Below are 19,452 nucleotides of genomic sequence, written 5' to 3'. Positions count from 1 at the left end.
AAACTTTATTAATTTGTTAAAGTATTTATTTTCTCCCAAAGTTGTGAATCAAAGCTGCTTGGTCCTAAAAGAGAATCACTTGCATTTTCACCCATTCTAACTACAACCAAGTTTTTACTTGGTACAATATACAATTTTTGATCATTTTTACCTAAAGCGGCAAATAAATCATTGGGAGCGGAAGGAATTAATTTTCCTGTATACTCAGCTTCAGAAGAGGGTAATCTATAACTTTCTTTTCCGTTTAACCACCAAAAATAGCCGTAAGATTTATTTAGATTTTGAGAGGTTGTAGTCATTTCATTAAAATAATTTTTATCATTTAAAATAGTGTTGGTATTCCAAGTACCTTTATTCAAATTTAAAAGTCCGAAACGTGCCATACTTCTGGCATTGCTGTAATACAGATCAAAACAACCAATAGTTACCCAAAAGCCATTCATTCCTGTTTTATTTCTAAGTTTAGTATTAAAATAGCTGTCAAAAGTTGTATTTGTGGCATTAGAAATAATAGTATGAGTAATGGTATAAGGTGCATTGTGATAATACCAAAATGTACCGGGTTCATTTTTATAAACCAAATCTTCAGGTTCAAAACAATTAGCATTTTCAACGGTATAATCCAAACCTGTTGTCATAGTTAAATGATTCCAAACAGTAATTTCAGCTTCTTGTTCATCAGTTAAACTTGTCCAATTATTGCCTAAATATTCTTTTGATGCATCATGAATATTCAAAAAACCTTCTTCTTGAGCAATGCCTGTTAAAAATGAAGTAAGTGTTTTCGCTGCAGAATTCCATGTTAAATTAGTATTTACATTAGTATCATTACCATACCATTCAACGGCAATTTTTCCATTTTTTAAAATAATAAAGGCTTTAGTTCCTTTTTCATCTAAAAAATCTAATAATGGCTGAAGCGCATTAGAATTCCAGTCTAAATCTTCTATAGAAATGGTTTCCCAAATATCAGAATTTATTGGAGGGGAATATAACTCATTATCAATAATATCATCATTTTTTACAAGAGAATCGCTATCTGTAGAACAATTAGCAAATGCTGTAAACACAACTATAATAAATAATGTCCAATAATTTTTCATAGTAAATAGTAGTAAATGACAAGTTTAAGACATATAAATATATAAAAGGTTTAATTAACGTTGTATCTTTGCAAAATTAAAATTAGGAAATGAGGACAAAATCAAAAAAGGAAAATAAAATTAATGTGGTAACACTTGGTTGCAGTAAAAATGTTTACGATAGCGAAGTGCTGATGGGACAATTAAAAGCGAATAATAAAAATGTTGTTCATGAAGATGAAAATGACGAAGGGAATATTGTTGTTATAAATACCTGTGGTTTTATTGGTGATGCCAAGGAAGAATCTATAAATACAATTTTACACTACGTAAATAAAAAAGAAGAGGGTGAAGTTGATAGAGTTTATGTTACAGGCTGTTTAAGTGAACGTTATAAACCTGATTTGCAAAAAGAAATTCCTGATGTTGATGAGTATTTTGGAACGCATGATTTGCCTAATTTATTAAAAGTTTTAGAAGCTGATTATAAACATGAATTGGTTGGAGAACGTTTAACAACAACGCCTACGCATTATGCTTATTTAAAAATTGCAGAAGGTTGTGACAGGCCTTGTTCTTTTTGTGCAATCCCTTTAATGAGAGGGAAACATGTTTCAACACCTATAGAAAATTTAGTAATTGAAGCTACTAAATTAGCTAAAAAAGGAATTAAAGAATTGATTTTAATTGCGCAGGATTTAACGTATTATGGACTCGATATTTATAAAAAAAGGGCTTTAGCCGATTTATTGAAAGAATTGGTAAAAGTTGATGGCATTGAGTGGATTCGTTTACATTATGCTTTTCCAACAGGGTTCCCATTAGATGTGCTTGAAGTAATTAAAAACGAGCCGAAAGTTTGTAATTATTTGGATATTCCTTTACAGCATATTAATGATGATATTTTAAAATCGATGAGACGTGGTACTTCACATGAAAAAACTACCAATTTAATAGCTGAATTTAGAAAATCGGTTCCTAATATGGCTATCAGAACTACTTTAATTGTAGGTTATCCGGGAGAAACTTATGAGAAATTTAAAGAGTTAAAAGAATGGGTAGCTGAAATGCGTTTTGAACGTTTAGGTGCTTTTGCTTATTCGCATGAAGAAAATACACATGCTGCAAATTTAGAAGATGATGTTCTTGAAGATGTTAAAATGAATCGTGTTAATGAAATTATGGAACTGCAAAGTCAAATTTCATTTGAATTGAATCAAGAAAAAGTTGATAAGATATTTAAGGTTATAATTGATAGAAAAGATGGGAATTATTTTGTTGGGAGAACAGAATTTGATTCACCCGATGTTGATAACGAAGTGTTGATTGACGCCACAAAACATTATGTTCAAGTAGGTAAATTTGCAAATGTAAAAATTACTTCAGCTACTGAATTTGATTTGTACGGAGAACCGGTGAACTAATTTGGAAATTAAAAAATAATAAAAGCTGTTTTAAAAGTAATAATATGTAACGTCATTCTGAACTTGTTTCAGAATCTTAATGTTCTAAAATAAATCATTATAAGAACCTGAAACAAGTTCAGGTTGACTCAAACTTTACTTTTAAAACAGCTTTTAGGATATTAATAAACTAGTATTTTGATCTTAATTTAAAAAAACTGCATTGGCAAAAAATAGCTTGCCATTTTCCCAAAAAGATCTGAAAAGAGGATTATCAACCATGTAAATAATTTTTCCTCTACCTTTATTTTCAATTCCAAAAAGTAAAGATTCAGGGACAAGTTTTAAAGCGTTAACTCCTGCAAAACCAGATATATTGGTTGCATCTTTATTAAAATAACCAACATTTATTCCTTTATCTAATAACTCGTAACTGTTTGCTCCTAATTTTAAACTGTAATAATCTTTTGAATAGCCATAAGCTAATGGATGTGTAAAATCAATAGTACTTTTAAAAATGCTTCCGGTAATTGTGTTTTTAATGTATTCTCTTTCGCGAGTATTATAGGGTAACAAATTAGGCTCTTTATTTTCTTCTGGTTTTTTCTTTTTCAAATTAAAGCCTTCTTTGTCTGAAAAAGTTTCCAAAGCACCGTCAATAGCAATAATTTTACCTCCGTTTGTAACATAAGAAATAAGTTTTTCAAGACTTTCTTTATCTGCAATATATCCATCAGGTAATATTAAAACATCATATTTAGAAAGATCAATTCTATTTAAATTTTTAGTATTGATATTATTTAAAGGATATTTTAGTTGAGCTTCAAAAAAATGCCAAATTTCACCAAAACTTAATGAAGAAGTTCCTTCACCTGATAAAACTGCTATATTTTTATTACTGATAAGTGTATTGTTTTCTGACCCAAAGTCTTTTCCATTATCAACAAAACCAGTATTAGTTGTTTCTAATTTTTTATTTAATGTATTAGCAGTTTCAACAATTAGTTTGTCAAAATTTTCAATATGTCTGTTTTCACCTCTCATTATTAGTAATGTTCCTTTAGTGAAATTTTTTCCTTCAACAGAAAAATTAGTATTACTGTAGCGAACTTTAAAACCTTTTGACACTAATTTTCCTAAAAATGTGGCATCTGAAATTTCTTTCCATCTACATATATAAGAATAGGTATTTGTGTTGATTTCATTGTTAACGATTGAATTTTCAGAAGAAATATTTTTATTTACAGGAATTTCAACTTCCGATGCAAACCCTTGTAAACCATAAGCAAAAGGTAAACTCCAAGCGGTAATATCATAAGTTACAGAATCGGTAAGTTTAGCTTCAGGTTCTAACAATGCCTTCACCATTTTTCCTTTAGGCTGATTGGTTGAAACTATCCAATCATTTTTAGTTGTTTTTATGGTTTTTACACTTTTTGAATAATAATCGTAAGCTTTTAGTGATTTTTCTTCTGAAGGGAACGTTTCAATACCGTGTTTGTGAAGTAATTCTGAAAGTTTTTTAATTTTAGTTTTGTCTCCTCTTAAAATGTAACTTTTGTATTTTAAATTAGAATTATCAAAGAATTTTCCAAATTCAGTTATAAGTTTTACAGCATTTTTAGAAGATAATTCAACGGTTGATAAACCTGTAGTTGTATGGTGTTTAACTCTATCAACAAAAGTAAGAACAGAATTGTTTTCTAAAGTTATTCCTAATCCGGCACCAATACCGGCCTGTTCGTAAGTCATACCAATTGCTCCCATATAAGTTGGGTACGTATCGCCGTAACTTGGATACAATAAATCGAAAAACTCTTTTGTAAAATAACCCCATCCATTTTGGTCAAAATATTTTGCATGATTTTTCCCTAATTGCGTTTGAAAATCTCGTTGCCAATCTGTAATTATTTCATGAAAAGGTTCTGCCGCCGGCGCAAAGTAATACGGTTCATTATAACCTTGCTCATGGAAATCTACATGCACCTGTGGTAACCATTTATTGTAAACAACCAAACGTTGTTGTGTTTCAACCTGACTGGCCCAAGCCCAATCTCTATTTAAATCGAACAAATAATGATTGGCTCTTCCTCTAGGCCAAGGCTCGTTATGTTCAGAGGCATCCGGATTCACATTGTATGGAGTGCTTTTAGTTTCATTATACCAATTAACATATCTATCTCTTCCATCGGGATTGATACAAGGATCAATAATAACTAATGTATTTTTAAGCCATTCTTGTTTTTTTGTAATTAAATCGTACAATGTTTGCATAGATGCTTCTGTACTCGAAGCCTCATTGCCATGTACATTGTAACTTAACCAAACAATAACAGTTTCAGAGTTGGAATTTCCTTCAATTATACCCGCTTTCTTAAGATTATTTTCTCTTATTTTTTCAAGATTAGAAATATTTTCTACTGATGATATGTATGAAATGTATAAAGGTCTAAATTCATTGGTTTCACCATATTTTTCAAGCTTTATATTAGCAGAATTAGTACTTACATAGTCAAAATATTCAATTACTTTATAATGTCTTGTAAAACGTGTGCCAAGTTCATAACCTAAAAAATCTGCTGGCGATTTAATATTTTGGGCAGTAATTGAACTAAATAATAATGAAATTGTAAAGAATGTTAAGAGGATTTTTTTCATTTATGTAATAATTTAAAAAAGCCAAATGTAATTAATAATACTTAATTTTTAAGATTATATAAGCATTTGATTAAATTATTAAGAAAAAGGTGTAAAAATTGTAGTATAAATTGATTTTAGTTATAAAAAATTAAATAAATATTTTAATTTGTTAATTTTAGTTGAACATTTTTAAATTGTTTATTTTTATAACCTCAATTTCAGTTTTATATGGGTACTGATTATAATTTTGAAAAGCATTGGAACAATGCCTATTTAAAAACGCCTATCAATAGTTTGGGATGGTATGAAAAAGAAGCAACTCAGTCATTAAACCTTATTGAATTGTGTAATTTACCTAAAGAAGCTTCTGTTTTTAATCCTGGTGCAGGTGCCAGTAGTTTGATTGAAGAACTATTAAATAGAGGTTACACAAACCTTACAGTAAACGATATTTCTTCAATAGCACTTTCCGAGTTGAGAAATAGTTTGTCGAAGCATAAACATTCAGAAGTTAAATTTGTAGTTGACGATTTAACAAATCCTACAGAACTTTTAAAATTAAAAAATATAGATTTGTGGCACGATAGGGCTGTTCTTCATTTTTTTACATTGAAAGAACAACAAAACACATATTTTAATTTGTTAAAAAAGGTTTTAAAGCCAAATGGTTTTGTAATTTTGGCTCAATTTAACTTAGAAGGCGCAAAAAAATGTAGCGGATTGGATGTTGTAAATTACAATGAGGAAATGCTACAGGAAAAATTAGGAAATGAATTTATTTTGTTAGAATCATTCAACCATACATATTTTCAACCTTCAGGCAATACAAGAGAATTTGTTTACACTCTATTTCAAAGAAAAGCATAGTTTTTAATGAAAGTACACCATCTTCCTTTTTACAAAACAGGATATTTTTCTAATCTGATAAACGATTATTTAGATAAAAATTCTAAATTATTGGAGTTTTATGAAAATTTTCCAAATATTGAGGGATTTAAAAAGCAAATAAATCTAAAATCAAATTTTGAAGCTGCTAAACGTAAAACGTTGGTTAAATCTTTAAATAAACAATACAATTCATTTAAAACAAGTGATTTAACAACTGAAAACATAATGTTGTTAGGTGCTGAAAATACATTTACAGTAACTACAGGACACCAATTGAACATTTTTACCGGACCATTATATTTTTTATACAAAATAGTTACTACAATAAATTTAACAAAAGAACTGAAAAAACAGTTTCCAAAGTACAATTTTGTGCCTATTTATTGGATGGCTACTGAAGATCACGATTTTGATGAGATAAACTATTTTAATTTTCAAGAAACTAAAATTAGCTGGAATAAGAATGTAACCGGAGCTGTAGGTAGGATTTCTACAAAAGGTTTAGATGAAGTTGAAGAAAAATTTATCAGTTTATTGAATACTTCAAAAAATGCACAGAAACTTAAAGAACTATTTAACAATTCATATAGTAAGCATTCAACATTAGCTGAAGCAACACGTTATTTGGTAAATGAACTTTTTGGTGAATATGGTTTGGTAATTGTTGATGGAGATGATAAAGCTTTAAAAACTGAGTTTAAATCGATATTAAAAGATGAGTTAATTGAAAATACATCTTATAAAACAGTTTTAGAAACAAATAATAAGTTAAGTTCCAACTATAAAATCCAGGTAAATCCACGAGAAATTAATTTATTTTACCTAAAAGATAATTTACGAGAAAGAATTATTTTTGATACTAAAAATTACATTGTTAATAATACTTCAATTTCATTTACTAAAGATGAAATATTGAATGAACTTGAAAATTATCCGGAGAGATTTAGTCCCAATGTAATTATGCGGCCACTTTATCAAGAAACTGTTTTACCAAATTTATGTTACATTGGAGGAGGTGGAGAGTTGGCTTATTGGTTTCAGTTAAAAAAATATTTTAGTGTTTCTAAAATACCATTTCCAATTTTATTGTTACGAAATTCAGTACTGTTTATCTCCAAAAAGCAACTGCATAAATTGCGAAAATTAGATATATCATTAGAAGAAATTTTTGTTAAACAAGAAGATTTAATTTCAGAAAAAATAAAAGAAATCTCTGAAATAGAAATTGATTTTTCGCAACAAAAATTGTTTTTAAAGCAACAATTTACAGGTTTAAAAGAGTTGGCAAAACAAACAGATGTTTCATTTTTAGGTGCTGTGAATGCACAGGAAAAGAAACAATTAAATGGGTTAGATAAATTAGAACAACGTTTGCTGAAAGCACAAAAAAGAAAACTTAATGATGTTATTGAGAGAATTACATTACTTCAAAATGAGTTATTTCCTAACCAGAGTTTGGAAGAACGCACCCGAAATTTTGCTGAATATTATGTAGAGTTTGGCGATAAACTAGTACCAATGCTTTTATCAGCTTTAAATCCTTTAAAATTACAATTTTCAATTATCGAGAATTAAAATTCTATAGGTTTAAATGAAATTGTTTTGGATTTAAAAATGTATTTCAGTTCAATTACTTTTTCATTTTTTATTTTAGAGGCTTCATGGTCATCTAATTCAAAATCAATTTCCGTAAAATAAGCACTAGTATTTTTTATTTGAGTGGAATCAATATCTGTATTATCAGAATTTAAGGTTAAAGAATCATTTTCGAAAATAAAGGATAGTTTACATCCTGTACGTTTAATTTTGGTTGAAAAATCACCAATAATAATTGTTTTTAAATAAGGAAACCCACCAAGCTCTTCAAAATCTAAATAAGCGTCATTTGTAGTGTTTTCGGCATATTTTGTAGCTCCATTATATTCTATTTTAGGTGCAATTTCAACAGAATTTTTATTTTTTTTTGTTTTAAAAAGGTTTGAAAAAGAAAAAGACATTTTTAATATTTAGTTGTTATGATATGCTTGATTATGTACTAAGGTTGTTCCGCATACTAAACATTTTTCCGATTTACCAGATCCTCCGTAACAACCATTATTACAAATATAATGATAAACTCCAGAACTATTTTGAGCAGGAGTACTGTTATTTTTATTATTTTGGTTACCGTTGTATTTAGGTACATTTAAAGGACCATCTTTTAAAAAATCTTTTGCATGATAAATTTCATTATGTGTGTATGGAGTTTTACAAACAGGGCAATTACCTGCAATAGCACCTCCGCTATTTTCACAATTATTTTTGCATATATAATGTTTAATACTCTCGGAAGAAGTATTGGTATCTTTTATAATGGTTTTAGACTGTTTTTCTTTACAGGAAACACTGATTATAAGTACAGAAAATAAAAATATTTTAAAAAATCGCATAGTTAAAATTCAAATGTATATTCTCAAATATATATTAAATTTTTTAGTTATAAAATTTGAACAAGTTCTGTTTATAAAAAAAGCCCAAACTTTTGAGTTTGGGCTTTACTTTTAAAAATAATATTTTATAAGTGAATTACTTCACCATAAGCATCGGCTACAGCTTCCATAACAGCTTCACTCATTGTAGGGTGTGGGTGAATTGCTTTTAATACTTCATGGCCGGTTGTTTCTAATTTTCTTGCAACAACAGCCTCAGCTATCATATCAGTTACACCGGCACCAATCATGTGGCAACCTAACCATTCGCCGTATTTTGCATCAAAAATAACTTTTACAAATCCGTCGGGTGTTCCTGCAGCTTTTGCTTTACCTGAGGCAGAAAAAGGAAATTTTCCTACTTTAATTTCATAACCTTCTTCTTTCGCTTTAGCTTCAGTTAAACCAACACTTGCAATTTCAGGTGTAGCATAGGTACAACCCGGAATGTTACCGTAATCAATTTTATCAGTATGTAAACCTGCAATTTTCTCAACACAAGTAATTCCTTCGGCAGAAGCTACGTGCGCTAATGCAGGTCCGGGAACAACATCGCCAATAGCATAATAACCCGGAATATTTGTTTGATAAAAATCGTTTACCAATATTTTATCTCTGTCAGTAACAATACCAACATCTTCTAAACCTATATTTTCAATGTTTGATTTAATTCCTACAGCTGAAAGAACTATGTCGGCTTCTAAAATTTCTTCACCTTTTTTAGTTTTAACAACAGCTTTAACTCCTTCTCCTGAAGTATCAACAGATTCAACTGATGAGCTGGTCATAACTTTGATACCTGATTTTTTGAAAGAGCGTTCAAATTGTTTAGAAACATCTACATCTTCTAACGGAACTAAATTTGATAAAAATTCAACAATGGTTACTTCGGTACCCATTGAATTGTAAAAATGAGCAAACTCCACTCCAATTGCACCGGAGCCAACTACAATCATTTTTTTAGGTTGTTCAGGTAAAGTCATAGCCTCTCTGTAGCCAATAACTTTTTTGCCATCTTGAGGTAAGCTTGGTAATTCGCGAGAACGAGCACCTGTTGCAATAATAATATGATCGGCACTATATTCAGTAACATTTCCATCAGCATCAGTTACATCAACTTTTTTTCCCGGTTTTATTTTACCAAAACCATCAATCACATCAATTTTATTTTTTTTCATTAAAAATTGAACACCTTTACTCATTCCTTCGGCAACATTTCGGCTTCTTTTAACAACGGCTTCAAAGTCCTTATCAATAGCTTCGGCTTTTAAACCATATTCATCAACGTGTTTTAAATAATCGTAAACTTGAGCACTTTTAAGTAATGCTTTTGTTGGTATACATCCCCAATTCAGGCAGATACCTCCTAAGTTTTCTTTTTCAACTACAGCTACTTTAAAACCTAGCTGAGATGATCTAATAGCTGTAACATATCCTCCTGGACCACTTCCTATAATGATGATATCGTATTTCATGTTTTTACTTTTATTAAATATGAGGCGAATTTACAAAGATTTTAACTAAATAAACTTAAATTTAGTTAAGAAATATTTAAATTAGCGTAGACCAATTTAAAACTTAAACCATGGGATTATTAGATTCATTAAAAAAATTATTTGGTGGTACTAAAAAGACTGCCGAAAATACTTTTGATAAAGCAAAAGTAGCAACTGATGACTTAAAAAAAGATGCGTCAGAACTAACCGATAAGGCTGTAGATAAAGCTAAAGACATTGCAAATGATTTAAAAGAAGAAATAGTTGATTTTGCTGAAGATGCAAAAGAAGTGGCTAAGGAAGCTAAAGAAATTATTTCTGAAAAAACAAAGGAAATAACAGCCGAGATTAAAGAAGAAACTTCAGAATTTATTGAAGACACAAAAAAAGTTGCTAAAGAGGTAAAAGAAAAAGTTTCAGAAAAAACAGATGAAGCCATTAAAAAAACTAAAGAAGTAGCAAGTGATGTTAGAGCGTCGTTAGATGAAACTATTGAAAATGCTAAAGAAAAAGGTGAAATTATTGCTGATGAATCAAAAGCAGCAATAAAAAATATAAAAGATAAAATAGATAGTTCTAAAGAAAATGAGGCTTAAAATATAAAGTTTTTTTAAAAGAAAAAGGTTGTTTAAAAAGTGTATTTTAAGTTAATCGGAACCTGTCTGCCGACAGGCAGGCTTATTTAGCTTCGCTGAATCTTCGAATTCAGGTTTTCATAATAATTAAAGATAAGCATATTGAGATTCTGAAATAAATTCAGAATGACGACATTTAAGACTTTTTAGACAATCTCTTTTATTATTGTAAAACTATTTACATTCTTTCAGGAACATTAATTCCCAATAACATAAATGCCGATTTTATAACATTTCCAACTTTAGCAGAAAGTTGAGTTCTGAATATTTTTTCTTGCTCATTTTCGCAACCTAAAATAGGCACTGTTTGGTAAAACGAGTTGTATACTTTAACCAAATCAAACGTATAGTTTGCAATTAATGCCGGACTATGATTTTTAGCCGCATTTTGAATAGTTTCAGGAAATAATAAAATTTGTTTAATCAATTCGCGCTCTTTTCCATCTAACGAAATAGCATTTATTTCTACTGAAAAATCAAAATCGGCTTTTCTTAAAATAGATTGAATTCTTGCGTAAGTGTATTGAATAAAAGGACCTGTATTGCCGTTAAAATCAACCGATTCTTCCGGATTGAATAGAATACGTTTTTTAGGGTCTACTTTTAAAATAAAATATTTTAAAGCTCCTAAACCAATGGTTTTGTATAATTCTTCTTTCTCTTCTTCCGAGTATCCTTCTAATTTGCCCAACTCTTGTGAAATTTCACGTGCAGTATTGGTCATTTCAATCATTAAATCATCAGCATCAACAACAGTACCTTCTCTCGATTTCATTTTACCGCTTGGCAAATCAACCATTCCGTACGATAAATGATACAAATGTTTAGCCCAATCAAAACCTAATTTATCTAAAATTAGAAACAGTACTTTAAAATGATAATCCTGTTCGTTACCTACGGTATAAACCAATTCATCTAAATCAAAATCTTTAAAACGCTCAATGGCAGTACCTATGTCTTGTGTCATATACACCGCAGTTCCATCGGCTCTCAACACAATTTTTTCATCTAAACCATCTTCAGTCAAATCAATCCAAACCGAGCCATCTTCTTTTTTATAAAAAACACCTCTTTCTAATCCATCGGCAACAACATCTTTTCCTAATAAATAGGTATTACTTTCGTAATAATTTTTGTCGAAATCAACACCCAATTCTTTATAAGTTTCGTTAAATCCGGTATAAACCCACTCGTTCATAGTTTTCCATAAATCAACAACTTCTGCATCTCCGGCTTCCCATTTTATAAGCATTTCTTGTGCTTCTAATAAAAGTGGAGCTTCTTTTTTTGCTTCATCTTCTGTTTTTCCTTCAGCAATAAGTTTACCGATTTCTTTTTTGTATTCTTGGTCAAATTTCACATAGTAATTACCAACCAGTTTATCACCTTTAAGGCCTGTACTTTCGGGAGTTTCACCATTTCCAAAACGTTGCCAAGCCAACATACTTTTGCAAATATGAATACCACGGTCGTTTATTATTTGAGTTTTATATACTTTTTTACCTGAAGCCTTAATAATTTCAGCCACAGAATAGCCTAATAAATTATTTCTTATATGTCCTAAATGTAGTGGTTTATTTGTGTTTGGTGAAGAATATTCTACCATAACAGCTTTATCACCTTTGTTAGGTGTTACAAATCCGTAATTTTCAGTTGAAAATACAGTATTGAAATTTGAAATAAAATAAGCATCGGAAATTACCAAATTTAAAAACCCTTTAACTACGTTAAAATCTGCAATTTCTTCAACATTTTCTTTTAAATAGTTTCCCAGTTTTGTGCCAATTTCAGCAGGATTTCCTTTTATAAAGCGTAAAAATGCAAAAATTACAATAGTTATATCTCCTTCAAAATCTTTACGTGTAGCCTGAAATTCAACAGTTTCAATTGCTACATTATAAATGTGTTTTAACCCTTTTTTTACAGCCGATTCTAAAATATTTTGCATAATTTTTACTGAAATAATTTGAAGTGCAAAAGTACACAAATTTTAAAAGTTTAAATTGTATTTTTGCCTATAAATTACGAAGAATGGAACAGTTTTTAAAAGAGTTACCCAATTTAGCCAAAGAAAAATACGATGAGAGTAAAAAGTATTTTGCTAAATTGAAAAAACGAACACCTAAAAATTTAGATTTGGTAATGCAGGATTTACATGATGAAGAGTTTGAAAAAACCGATTGTTTAACCTGTGGTAATTGCTGTAAAACTACCAGCCCAATTTTTACTGAAAAAGATATTGAACGAATTTCGAAACATTTAAAAATGAAGGTTGTGAATTTTATTTCACAGTATTTAGAACGCGATTCGGATGATTTTTATGTGTTAAAAACGGCTCCATGTTCCTTTTTAGATTTGAAAGACAATACATGTTTTATTTATAATGTTCGCCCAAAAGCATGTAGTGAATATCCGCATACCAATAGACGTAAGTTTATTCAAATAACTAATTTAACATTAAAAAATACGGAGATTTGCCCGGCAACATATAACATTGTAGAAGCATTGAAAAAGAAATTGCCTGTAAAATAAATACTTCTTTTTTATATATAAAAAAAGTCCTACCGAAGCAGGACTAAAGATTTTCATCTACGGCATATAGCCTTATTGTGATAAGATTAAAGATTAGTATAATTTTTTCACTATTCAAATATAGTAAACTTTTTTTAAATCTTATAAAAAACCGTTAACTTTATAAGTCTTAAAAAATTGCAATAAAATTATATGTTATGTCAAAAATTCTTGGATTAGATTTAGGAACCAACAGTATTGGTTGGGCGGTTGTTGATGATTCACACCAAAAAATTTTAGGAATGGGAAGTAGGATATTTCCTATGGGAGTTGATAATTTAGGTGATGGGGAAGGGAGAGAAATGTCTAAAAATGCAAGCAGAACAGGAGCTAGAGGAGTTAGGCGTCAATTTTTTAGAAAAAGATTAAGAAAAAAAGTGTTATTAAAAGCACTTTCAGAAAATAAAATGTGTCCATTGGATTCAAAAGATTTTGAAGATTGGAAAAGAACAAAAGAATTTCCGTCCATAAAGTTAGCCACTTGGTTTGCATTAAATCCGTATGAGTTAAGGCAAAAAGCATTAAATAAAAAAATTACATTAGAAGAATTAGGCAGAATATTTTATCATTTAATTCAGCGTAGAGGCTTTTTAAGCAATAGTAGAAAAGGGGGGAAAGATGATGGAGCTATTTTTAAAGGAAATGTAAAAGAAGGAAAAATCGGTATTACAGAAACACAAGAGAAAATCCAAGAAAAAACATTAGGTTCTTATTTGTATGAAATTTATCCAAAAGAAAATCATCCTTTTCAAGAAGGTTTAGAGAGAATTCGTAACAGGTATACTACACGTAAAATGTATGTTGATGAATTTGAATTGATTTGGAATAAACAAGCTCAATTTTATTTAGGTTTAACAAACGAATTAAAAATTTTATTTGGTGGTAGAAAACTCGATGGTTATAAAGAAGATGGAATTTTATTTCATCAAAGACCATTACGTTCTCAAAAACATTTAGTTGGTAATTGCTCTTTTGAACCTACTAAAACAAAATGTCCTATAAGCGCAATTCCTTTTGAACAGTTTAGAGTATGGCAATGGGTAAACACCGTAGAATATAATGGAAATAAAATTTCTCAAGATGAAAAGGAAAAGATTATCGATTTTTTGTATGCAAATGAAAAGCCCGATTTTAAACGAATTAGAAAAGTTATTGGGAAAGAAAATGCACAATTCAAATTCAATTATAAAGATGATGATAAGATAGTTGGAACACATACCATATCAAATTTATCAAATAAAAAATATTTTGGTAAAAAATGGTTTGAGTTTTCAGAAAAGGAACAAGAAGATATATGGCATGTGTTGTACTTTTTTGACAGTAAATCGAATTTAAAAGATTATGCTATTAAAAAATGGAATTTTACGGAAGAACAAGCAGAAGCAATTTCAAAATTTAATGTTAAAGATGGTTATTCTAATTTAAGCAGAAAAGCAATTTCAAATATTCTTCCTTTTTTGCAGTTGGGCTTTACATATGATGTGGCTGTAGTTTTAGGTGGAATTAAAAATGTTTTTGGTACAGATTGGGAAAAATTATCTGATGAAAAAAGAAATTATTTAATTGATAATGTTGAAGATATTGTTCGCTCAAAAACTAAAGGCGGATTTATAGATATTATTAAAAATATTTTAAGAAAAGATTACAATATTTCAGATAAGCAACTTAAAAAACTATACCATCATTCTGCAAAAATCGATGTAAAAGAATTGTTAGAAAAATTGCCGTTAGGTAAAGAAGCAGACAAAGAAATACAGGCTATAAGAAATCCAATTGTAATTACAGCTTTATTTGAACTACGAAAATTAGTTAATGAATTGATTGATGAACACGGTAATTTTAACGAAATTAAAGTTGAAATGGCACGTGATTTAAAAATTTCCAAATCGCAACGAAATAAAATCCGTAGAGATCAAAAACGTTTAGAGAGAGAAAATGATAGAATAAAAGATAGATTAAATGAGGAAGGTATTAGAATAACTCATGATACTATTTTGTTATATAAATTATGGGAAGAATGTAAAAAAACGTGTCCATATACAGGAAAGCCAATTTCAGTAGCGCAATTATTTTCAGGAGAAGTACAAATTGAACATATTCATCCATGGAGTCGTTCTTTAAATGATAGTTTTTCAAATAAAACATTATGTTGGGCAGATGAAAACAGAAAAAAAGGTGATAAAACACCTTATGAATATTATGGTGATGATGAAGCAAATTGGTCTGCAATAAAAGAACGTGCTTTAAAATTATTTTCTGATACTAAAGAATACCCTAATTCATATAATAAATTTAAACGATTTGTACAACAAAAATTTGATGATGATTTTTCTTCAAGACAATTAAATGATACACGATATATTAGTAAAGAAGCTAAAAATTATTTATCAAGAATTTGTGAAAATGTTACAGTTTCTCCGGGACAAGCAACATCTAATTTGAGACAAAAGTGGGGTTTGAATCATATTTTAAATTATGAAAATGCTAAAACTCGTGAAGATCATCGTCATCATGCAATTGATGCTTTAGTAATGGCTTGTACAAAAGGATCGTATGTGCAAGAATTATCTAAATGGAATAGATATAATAGAAAACCAGAATTAAAATATTTTCCAATGCCTTGGGAAACATTTAATTATGATGCGGAAAAAGCAGTTGAAAATATTTTGGTTTCTCACAAAAAAGTTTCAAATGATATTACTGTTCGAACACATATAACAGAGAAAAACGGAAAAAAACATAAAAATATTGGTGTAGCGGCAAGAGGACAATTGCATAAAGAAACAGTTTTTGGTAAGCGAACATTTAAAGGAGAAGAAGCTTTTCATGTCAGAAAACCTATTGAAAGTTTAGAAACTGCAAAACAAATTGATAAAGTAGTTGATGAAACAATTCGAATGCTGATTTTAAAAAGAGTGAATGAATTAGGTGGATTTGTAAAAGATAGAGTTCCTGCTAACACCTTTTTTATAATAGAAGAAAACGGAATAAAAAAACCACAAATTTTCTTACCAAATAAAAAAGGTGAACCTGTTCCTATTTTAAAAGTTAGAGTAAAAGAAAATATTGGTGGTGCAGAAAAATTAAAAGAAAATATAAACCAATGGGTAAACCCAAGAAATAATCATCATGTATTAATTTATAAAGACGAAAAAGGCAATTTAAAAGAAGATGTTGTAACATTTTGGACAGTTGTAGAAAGAAAAAGAATTGGAGATTCGGTATACAAATTACCAACAGATGGAAAAGAAATAATTACCACTTTACACATTAACGATATGTTTTTGTTAGGGTTAAATGATGAAGAAATTAATTGGGAAAATCAAGATTATGAGATGATAAAAGATCATTTGTATAGAGTTCAAAAACTATCATCAAAGTTTTATGAATTTAGATTAAATACAGAAGCATCAATACAAAACAATTTTCAACCTTTTTATATTCGAATTCAAAGTTTTGGTGATGGTAAAACAGGATGGAAAACATTTAATCCTATAAAAGTTAAAATATCTGTTACAGGTAAAATTGAAAAATTATAATAGTTTGTCATTCCGAAGCATGAGGAATCACATAAGAGTAAACAAATAAAAATGAAAGAGTTTAATGAAAATGAAGGTTATCATAAATATTATGTGTATATCATAACTAACAAGTATCGATCTACTTACTATATTGGTGTGACAAATAATTTAAATGAGCGTTTAAAACAGCATAAAGAGAATATAGACAAGGGAGCCAAAACTTTTGCAGCGAAATATAACTTGCAACATTTGGTATATTATGAGCAATTTAGTTGGGTGCAAAATGCTATTGCCAGAGAAAAAGAGCTTAAAGGGTGGAGCAGGGAAAAGAAATTAGATTTAATACGTTCCTTTAATGCTAATTTTGAGTTTTTAGAGAGTCGATTTATATAATATAGCAGTTGTTTTTATAGTATTAGGAATTTCATTAAAAATGTGAAAATTATGAGATTCCTCATGCTTCGGTATGACAGGAATAAGTTCTTTGACATAAAAAGTCAAATCTTAAACAATAAAAACCACAACAAAACAGAACGAAGTGAGGTTTTGTTGTGGTTTGATTAAAGATTAGAAAACACGATATTTAAATGCTTTTCTTTTTTTCTCTGGGTTTGTTGTGGTTTGATTAAAGATTAGAAAACACGATATTTCGGCTCATTTAAAGCCACTAATCTTATACGTTGTGGTTTGATTAAAGATTAGAAAACACGATATTACGAATCAATTGCTACATCTACTGTATTAGGTTGTGGTTTGATTAAAGATTAGAAAACACGATATTTTAATATAAGTTTATTTTGGCTTGATATAGTTGTGGTTTGATTAAAGATTAGAAAACACGATATTAGATTTAAAGGAAGGCGATGAGCTTGTATAGTTGTGGTTTGATTAAAGATTAGAAAACACGATATTAGTAAAATAATTCTCGATAAACATATCGAAGTTGTGGTTTGATTAAAGATTAGAAAACACGATATTTGTATCTGGTGGTAATGCTGCTACTAAAGCGTTGTGGTTTGATTAAAGATTAGAAAACACGATATTCAAATAGGGTCTTATAAAATTATAAATAATGTTGTGGTTTGATTAAAGATTAGAAAACACGATATTTACAGTTCTTATGAATGATTCAATTGGCTAGTTGTGGTTTGATTAAAGATTAGAAAACACGATATTTTTATACTCTCGATACACTATGGCATCTGCGTTGTGGTTTGATTAAAGATTAGAAAACACGATATTAAACCTACTTTAAGACCAAGTGTAAGAACTGTTGTGGTTTGATTAAAGATTAGAAAACACGATATTTTAGTTTGTGAAGAATATTACATTAAGCGGTTGTGGTTTGATTAAAGATTAGAAAACACGATATTAGTCGTGAAGTAATTGTAAGATACACTTATGTTGTGGTTTGATTAAAGATTAGAAAACACGATATTAAATCGGCAACTAACCATACCACCAACGTTGTTGTGGTTTGATTAAAGATTAGAAAACACGATATTCTTAAAAATGGCAACCAAAAAGAATTTACCGTTGTGGTTTGATTAAAGATTAGAAAACACGATATTCAAATAGGGTCTTATAAAATTATAAATAATGTTGTGGTTTGATTAAAGATTAGAAAACACGATATTATTCTTGCTTTGTAGCAAATGAAGTGTTTAGTTGTGGTTTGATTAAAGATTAGAAAACACGATATTTTTCCACCAGGATATTATTATCTCGAGCTTGTTGTGGTTTGATTAAAGATTAGAAAACACGATATTGAAAATTCGCTCCATTTCATACGTGTCATCGTTGTGGTTTGATTAAAGATTAGAAAACACGATATTATTACAAGAAAACAAACAACTACCAGTAGTGTTGTGGTTTGATTAAAGATTAGAAAACACGATATTATTTATCTCGAAAAGTGTATAGCGAATCTTGTTGTGGTTTGATTAAAGATTAGAAAACACGATATTTAATTTTTACAGTTCCCTGCGGTTTACAAGTTGTGGTTTGATTAAAGATTAGAAAACACGATATTCAAGCTCATCATTAGTAACGTCAGCATTATGTTGTGGTTTGATTAAAGATTAGAAAACACGATATTTGACTTTTCATCAATAGATTCGTTTGATAGTTGTGGTTTGATTAAAGATTAGAAAACACGATATTTAAGGTCTTGTAAATATTCGATAACTTCTTGTTGTGGTTTGATTAAAGATTAGAAAACACGATATTTAGTAGCGTTTTTAGCTTCTAATAACCAAGTAATTAAGGTGAAATATCGTAAATAAAAATGCTTCTTTTTTGTATTTAATTGACAAGATTGAGGCATTTTTTACATTCTAATGTGGTTTACAAACACCAGTAATAGGATTATTAATAGGTGTATCTTAGTTGTGGTTTGATTAAAGATTAGAAAACACGATATTGTAATGATGTTACTTCTCCTGCTGTTTTAAGTTGTGGTTTGATTAAAGATTAGAAAACACGATATTTCCAAGGCGAATGAATTAATTGACCTCTAGTTGTGGTTTGATTAAAGATTAGAAAACACGATATTCACAATCTACACACGTTGCCTTTACTCGTAGTTGTGGTTTGATTAAAGATTAGAAAACACGATATTTAGTAGCGTTTTTAGCTTCTAATAACCAAGTAATTAAGGTGAAATATCGTAAATAAAAATGCTTCTTTTTTGTATTTAATTGACAAGATTGAGGCATTTTTTACATTCTAATGTGGTTTACAAACACC

Annotated in this window: 13 protein-coding genes and 2 CRISPR repeat arrays; of the genes, 7 read left to right on the top strand and 6 right to left on the bottom strand. The window is 29.2% G+C overall.

Features of this window, described 5'->3' with window-relative positions:
- Positions 1-8: 8 nt before the first annotated feature.
- The gene (locus tag HGB55_RS00065; protein WP_168813411.1) at positions 9-1,103 is read right to left on the bottom strand and encodes a serine hydrolase; all 1,095 of its coding nucleotides are present in this window, start codon (positions 1,101-1,103) and stop codon (positions 9-11) included.
- 89 nt (positions 1,104-1,192) lie between these two features.
- On the opposite strand from HGB55_RS00065, the gene rimO reads away from it, so the two are divergent.
- On the top strand, positions 1,193-2,506 hold the full coding sequence (rimO, locus tag HGB55_RS00060; RefSeq protein WP_168813409.1) for a 30S ribosomal protein S12 methylthiotransferase RimO: 1,314 nt from the start codon (positions 1,193-1,195) through the stop codon (positions 2,504-2,506).
- A 183-nt stretch (positions 2,507-2,689) separates the two neighbouring features.
- On the opposite strand, the gene HGB55_RS00055 is transcribed toward rimO, so the two are convergent.
- Complete coding sequence (locus HGB55_RS00055) at positions 2,690-5,143, bottom strand: M14 family metallopeptidase (RefSeq protein ID WP_168813407.1); 2,454 nt, start codon at positions 5,141-5,143, stop codon at positions 2,690-2,692.
- 210 nt (positions 5,144-5,353) lie between these two features.
- On the opposite strand from HGB55_RS00055, the gene HGB55_RS00050 reads away from it, so the two are divergent.
- Both HGB55_RS00050 and bshC read left to right on the top strand, forming a co-directional pair.
- Positions 5,354-5,992: a methyltransferase domain-containing protein gene (locus tag HGB55_RS00050; protein WP_168813405.1), complete on the top strand. Its 639-nt coding sequence runs from the start codon at positions 5,354-5,356 to the stop codon at positions 5,990-5,992.
- 6 nt (positions 5,993-5,998) lie between these two features.
- Entirely contained in the window at positions 5,999-7,588 is a 1,590-nt protein-coding gene (bshC, locus tag HGB55_RS00045) for a bacillithiol biosynthesis cysteine-adding enzyme BshC (protein ID WP_168813403.1), read from the top strand.
- Here the strand turns inward: bshC and HGB55_RS00040 are convergent.
- The 3 genes from HGB55_RS00040 to lpdA all read right to left on the bottom strand — a co-directional run bounded on the left by HGB55_RS00040 (position 7,585) and on the right by lpdA (position 9,956).
- The gene (locus tag HGB55_RS00040) at positions 7,585-8,010 is read right to left on the bottom strand and encodes a hypothetical protein (protein WP_168813401.1); all 426 of its coding nucleotides are present in this window, start codon (positions 8,008-8,010) and stop codon (positions 7,585-7,587) included. The genes bshC and HGB55_RS00040 overlap by 4 nt on opposite strands.
- Positions 8,011-8,019: 9 nt before the next feature.
- Positions 8,020-8,442 carry a hypothetical protein gene (locus HGB55_RS00035; protein WP_168813399.1) on the bottom strand — a complete coding sequence of 141 codons (423 nt, stop codon included), beginning with the start codon at positions 8,440-8,442 and terminating at the stop codon, positions 8,020-8,022.
- A 125-nt stretch (positions 8,443-8,567) separates the two neighbouring features.
- Entirely contained in the window at positions 8,568-9,956 is a 1,389-nt protein-coding gene (lpdA, locus tag HGB55_RS00030; protein WP_168813397.1) for a dihydrolipoyl dehydrogenase, read from the bottom strand.
- A gap of 110 nt (positions 9,957-10,066) precedes the next feature.
- On the opposite strand from lpdA, the gene HGB55_RS00025 reads away from it, so the two are divergent.
- Positions 10,067-10,573 (top strand): hypothetical protein, encoded by a 507-nt coding sequence (locus HGB55_RS00025; protein WP_168813395.1) that lies wholly within the window; start codon positions 10,067-10,069, stop codon positions 10,571-10,573.
- A 217-nt stretch (positions 10,574-10,790) separates the two neighbouring features.
- Here HGB55_RS00025 and argS read toward each other — a convergent pair whose 3' ends face one another.
- Positions 10,791-12,560: an arginine--tRNA ligase gene (argS, locus tag HGB55_RS00020; protein WP_168813393.1), complete on the bottom strand. Its 1,770-nt coding sequence runs from the start codon at positions 12,558-12,560 to the stop codon at positions 10,791-10,793.
- Between the two features lie 83 nt (positions 12,561-12,643).
- Between argS and HGB55_RS00015 the strand changes: the two genes are divergently transcribed.
- The 3 genes from HGB55_RS00015 to HGB55_RS00005 all read left to right on the top strand — a co-directional run bounded on the left by HGB55_RS00015 (position 12,644) and on the right by HGB55_RS00005 (position 17,097).
- Positions 12,644-13,144 (top strand): YkgJ family cysteine cluster protein, encoded by a 501-nt coding sequence (locus HGB55_RS00015; RefSeq protein WP_168813391.1) that lies wholly within the window; start codon positions 12,644-12,646, stop codon positions 13,142-13,144.
- A 197-nt stretch (positions 13,145-13,341) separates the two neighbouring features.
- Positions 13,342-16,722, top strand: a complete 3,381-nt coding sequence (cas9, locus tag HGB55_RS00010; protein ID WP_168813389.1) for a type II CRISPR RNA-guided endonuclease Cas9 — start codon at positions 13,342-13,344, stop codon at positions 16,720-16,722.
- A gap of 51 nt (positions 16,723-16,773) precedes the next feature.
- Positions 16,774-17,097: a GIY-YIG nuclease family protein gene (locus HGB55_RS00005; protein WP_168813387.1), complete on the top strand. Its 324-nt coding sequence runs from the start codon at positions 16,774-16,776 to the stop codon at positions 17,095-17,097.
- 155 nt (positions 17,098-17,252) lie between these two features.
- Positions 17,253-18,933: a CRISPR direct-repeat array (repeat unit 36 nt; unit sequence GTTGTGGTTTGATTAAAGATTAGAAAACACGATATT).
- Positions 18,934-19,089: 156 nt separating this feature from the next.
- Positions 19,090-19,326: direct repeats of the CRISPR family, unit length 38 nt; unit sequence TAGTTGTGGTTTGATTAAAGATTAGAAAACACGATATT.
- Positions 19,327-19,452 lie beyond the last annotated feature (126 nt).

The sequence above is a fragment of the Lutibacter sp. B1 genome (assembly GCF_012524075.1).
Lineage (GTDB): Bacteria > Bacteroidota > Bacteroidia > Flavobacteriales > Flavobacteriaceae > Lutibacter.
This window is presented reverse-complemented; position numbering and strand designations above follow the sequence as displayed.

Excerpts from the sequence above, each read along its gene's own strand:
- HGB55_RS00040 (WP_168813401.1), bottom strand. The coding sequence starts at position 8,010 with ATGTCTTTTTCTTTTTCAAACCTTTTTAAAACAAAAAAAAATAAAAAT.
- HGB55_RS00050 (WP_168813405.1), top strand. The coding sequence starts at position 5,354 with ATGGGTACTGATTATAATTTTGAAAAGCATTGGAACAATGCCTATTTA.
- bshC (WP_168813403.1), top strand. The coding sequence starts at position 5,999 with ATGAAAGTACACCATCTTCCTTTTTACAAAACAGGATATTTTTCTAAT.
- lpdA (WP_168813397.1), bottom strand. The coding sequence starts at position 9,956 with ATGAAATACGATATCATCATTATAGGAAGTGGTCCAGGAGGATATGTT.
- rimO (WP_168813409.1), top strand. The coding sequence starts at position 1,193 with ATGAGGACAAAATCAAAAAAGGAAAATAAAATTAATGTGGTAACACTT.
- HGB55_RS00005 (WP_168813387.1), top strand. The coding sequence starts at position 16,774 with ATGAAAGAGTTTAATGAAAATGAAGGTTATCATAAATATTATGTGTAT.
- argS (WP_168813393.1), bottom strand. The coding sequence starts at position 12,560 with ATGCAAAATATTTTAGAATCGGCTGTAAAAAAAGGGTTAAAACACATT.
- HGB55_RS00015 (WP_168813391.1), top strand. The coding sequence starts at position 12,644 with ATGGAACAGTTTTTAAAAGAGTTACCCAATTTAGCCAAAGAAAAATAC.
- cas9 (WP_168813389.1), top strand. The coding sequence starts at position 13,342 with ATGTCAAAAATTCTTGGATTAGATTTAGGAACCAACAGTATTGGTTGG.
- HGB55_RS00055 (WP_168813407.1), bottom strand. The coding sequence starts at position 5,143 with ATGAAAAAAATCCTCTTAACATTCTTTACAATTTCATTATTATTTAGT.
- HGB55_RS00035 (WP_168813399.1), bottom strand. The coding sequence starts at position 8,442 with ATGCGATTTTTTAAAATATTTTTATTTTCTGTACTTATAATCAGTGTT.
- HGB55_RS00065 (WP_168813411.1), bottom strand. The coding sequence starts at position 1,103 with ATGAAAAATTATTGGACATTATTTATTATAGTTGTGTTTACAGCATTT.
- HGB55_RS00025 (WP_168813395.1), top strand. The coding sequence starts at position 10,067 with ATGGGATTATTAGATTCATTAAAAAAATTATTTGGTGGTACTAAAAAG.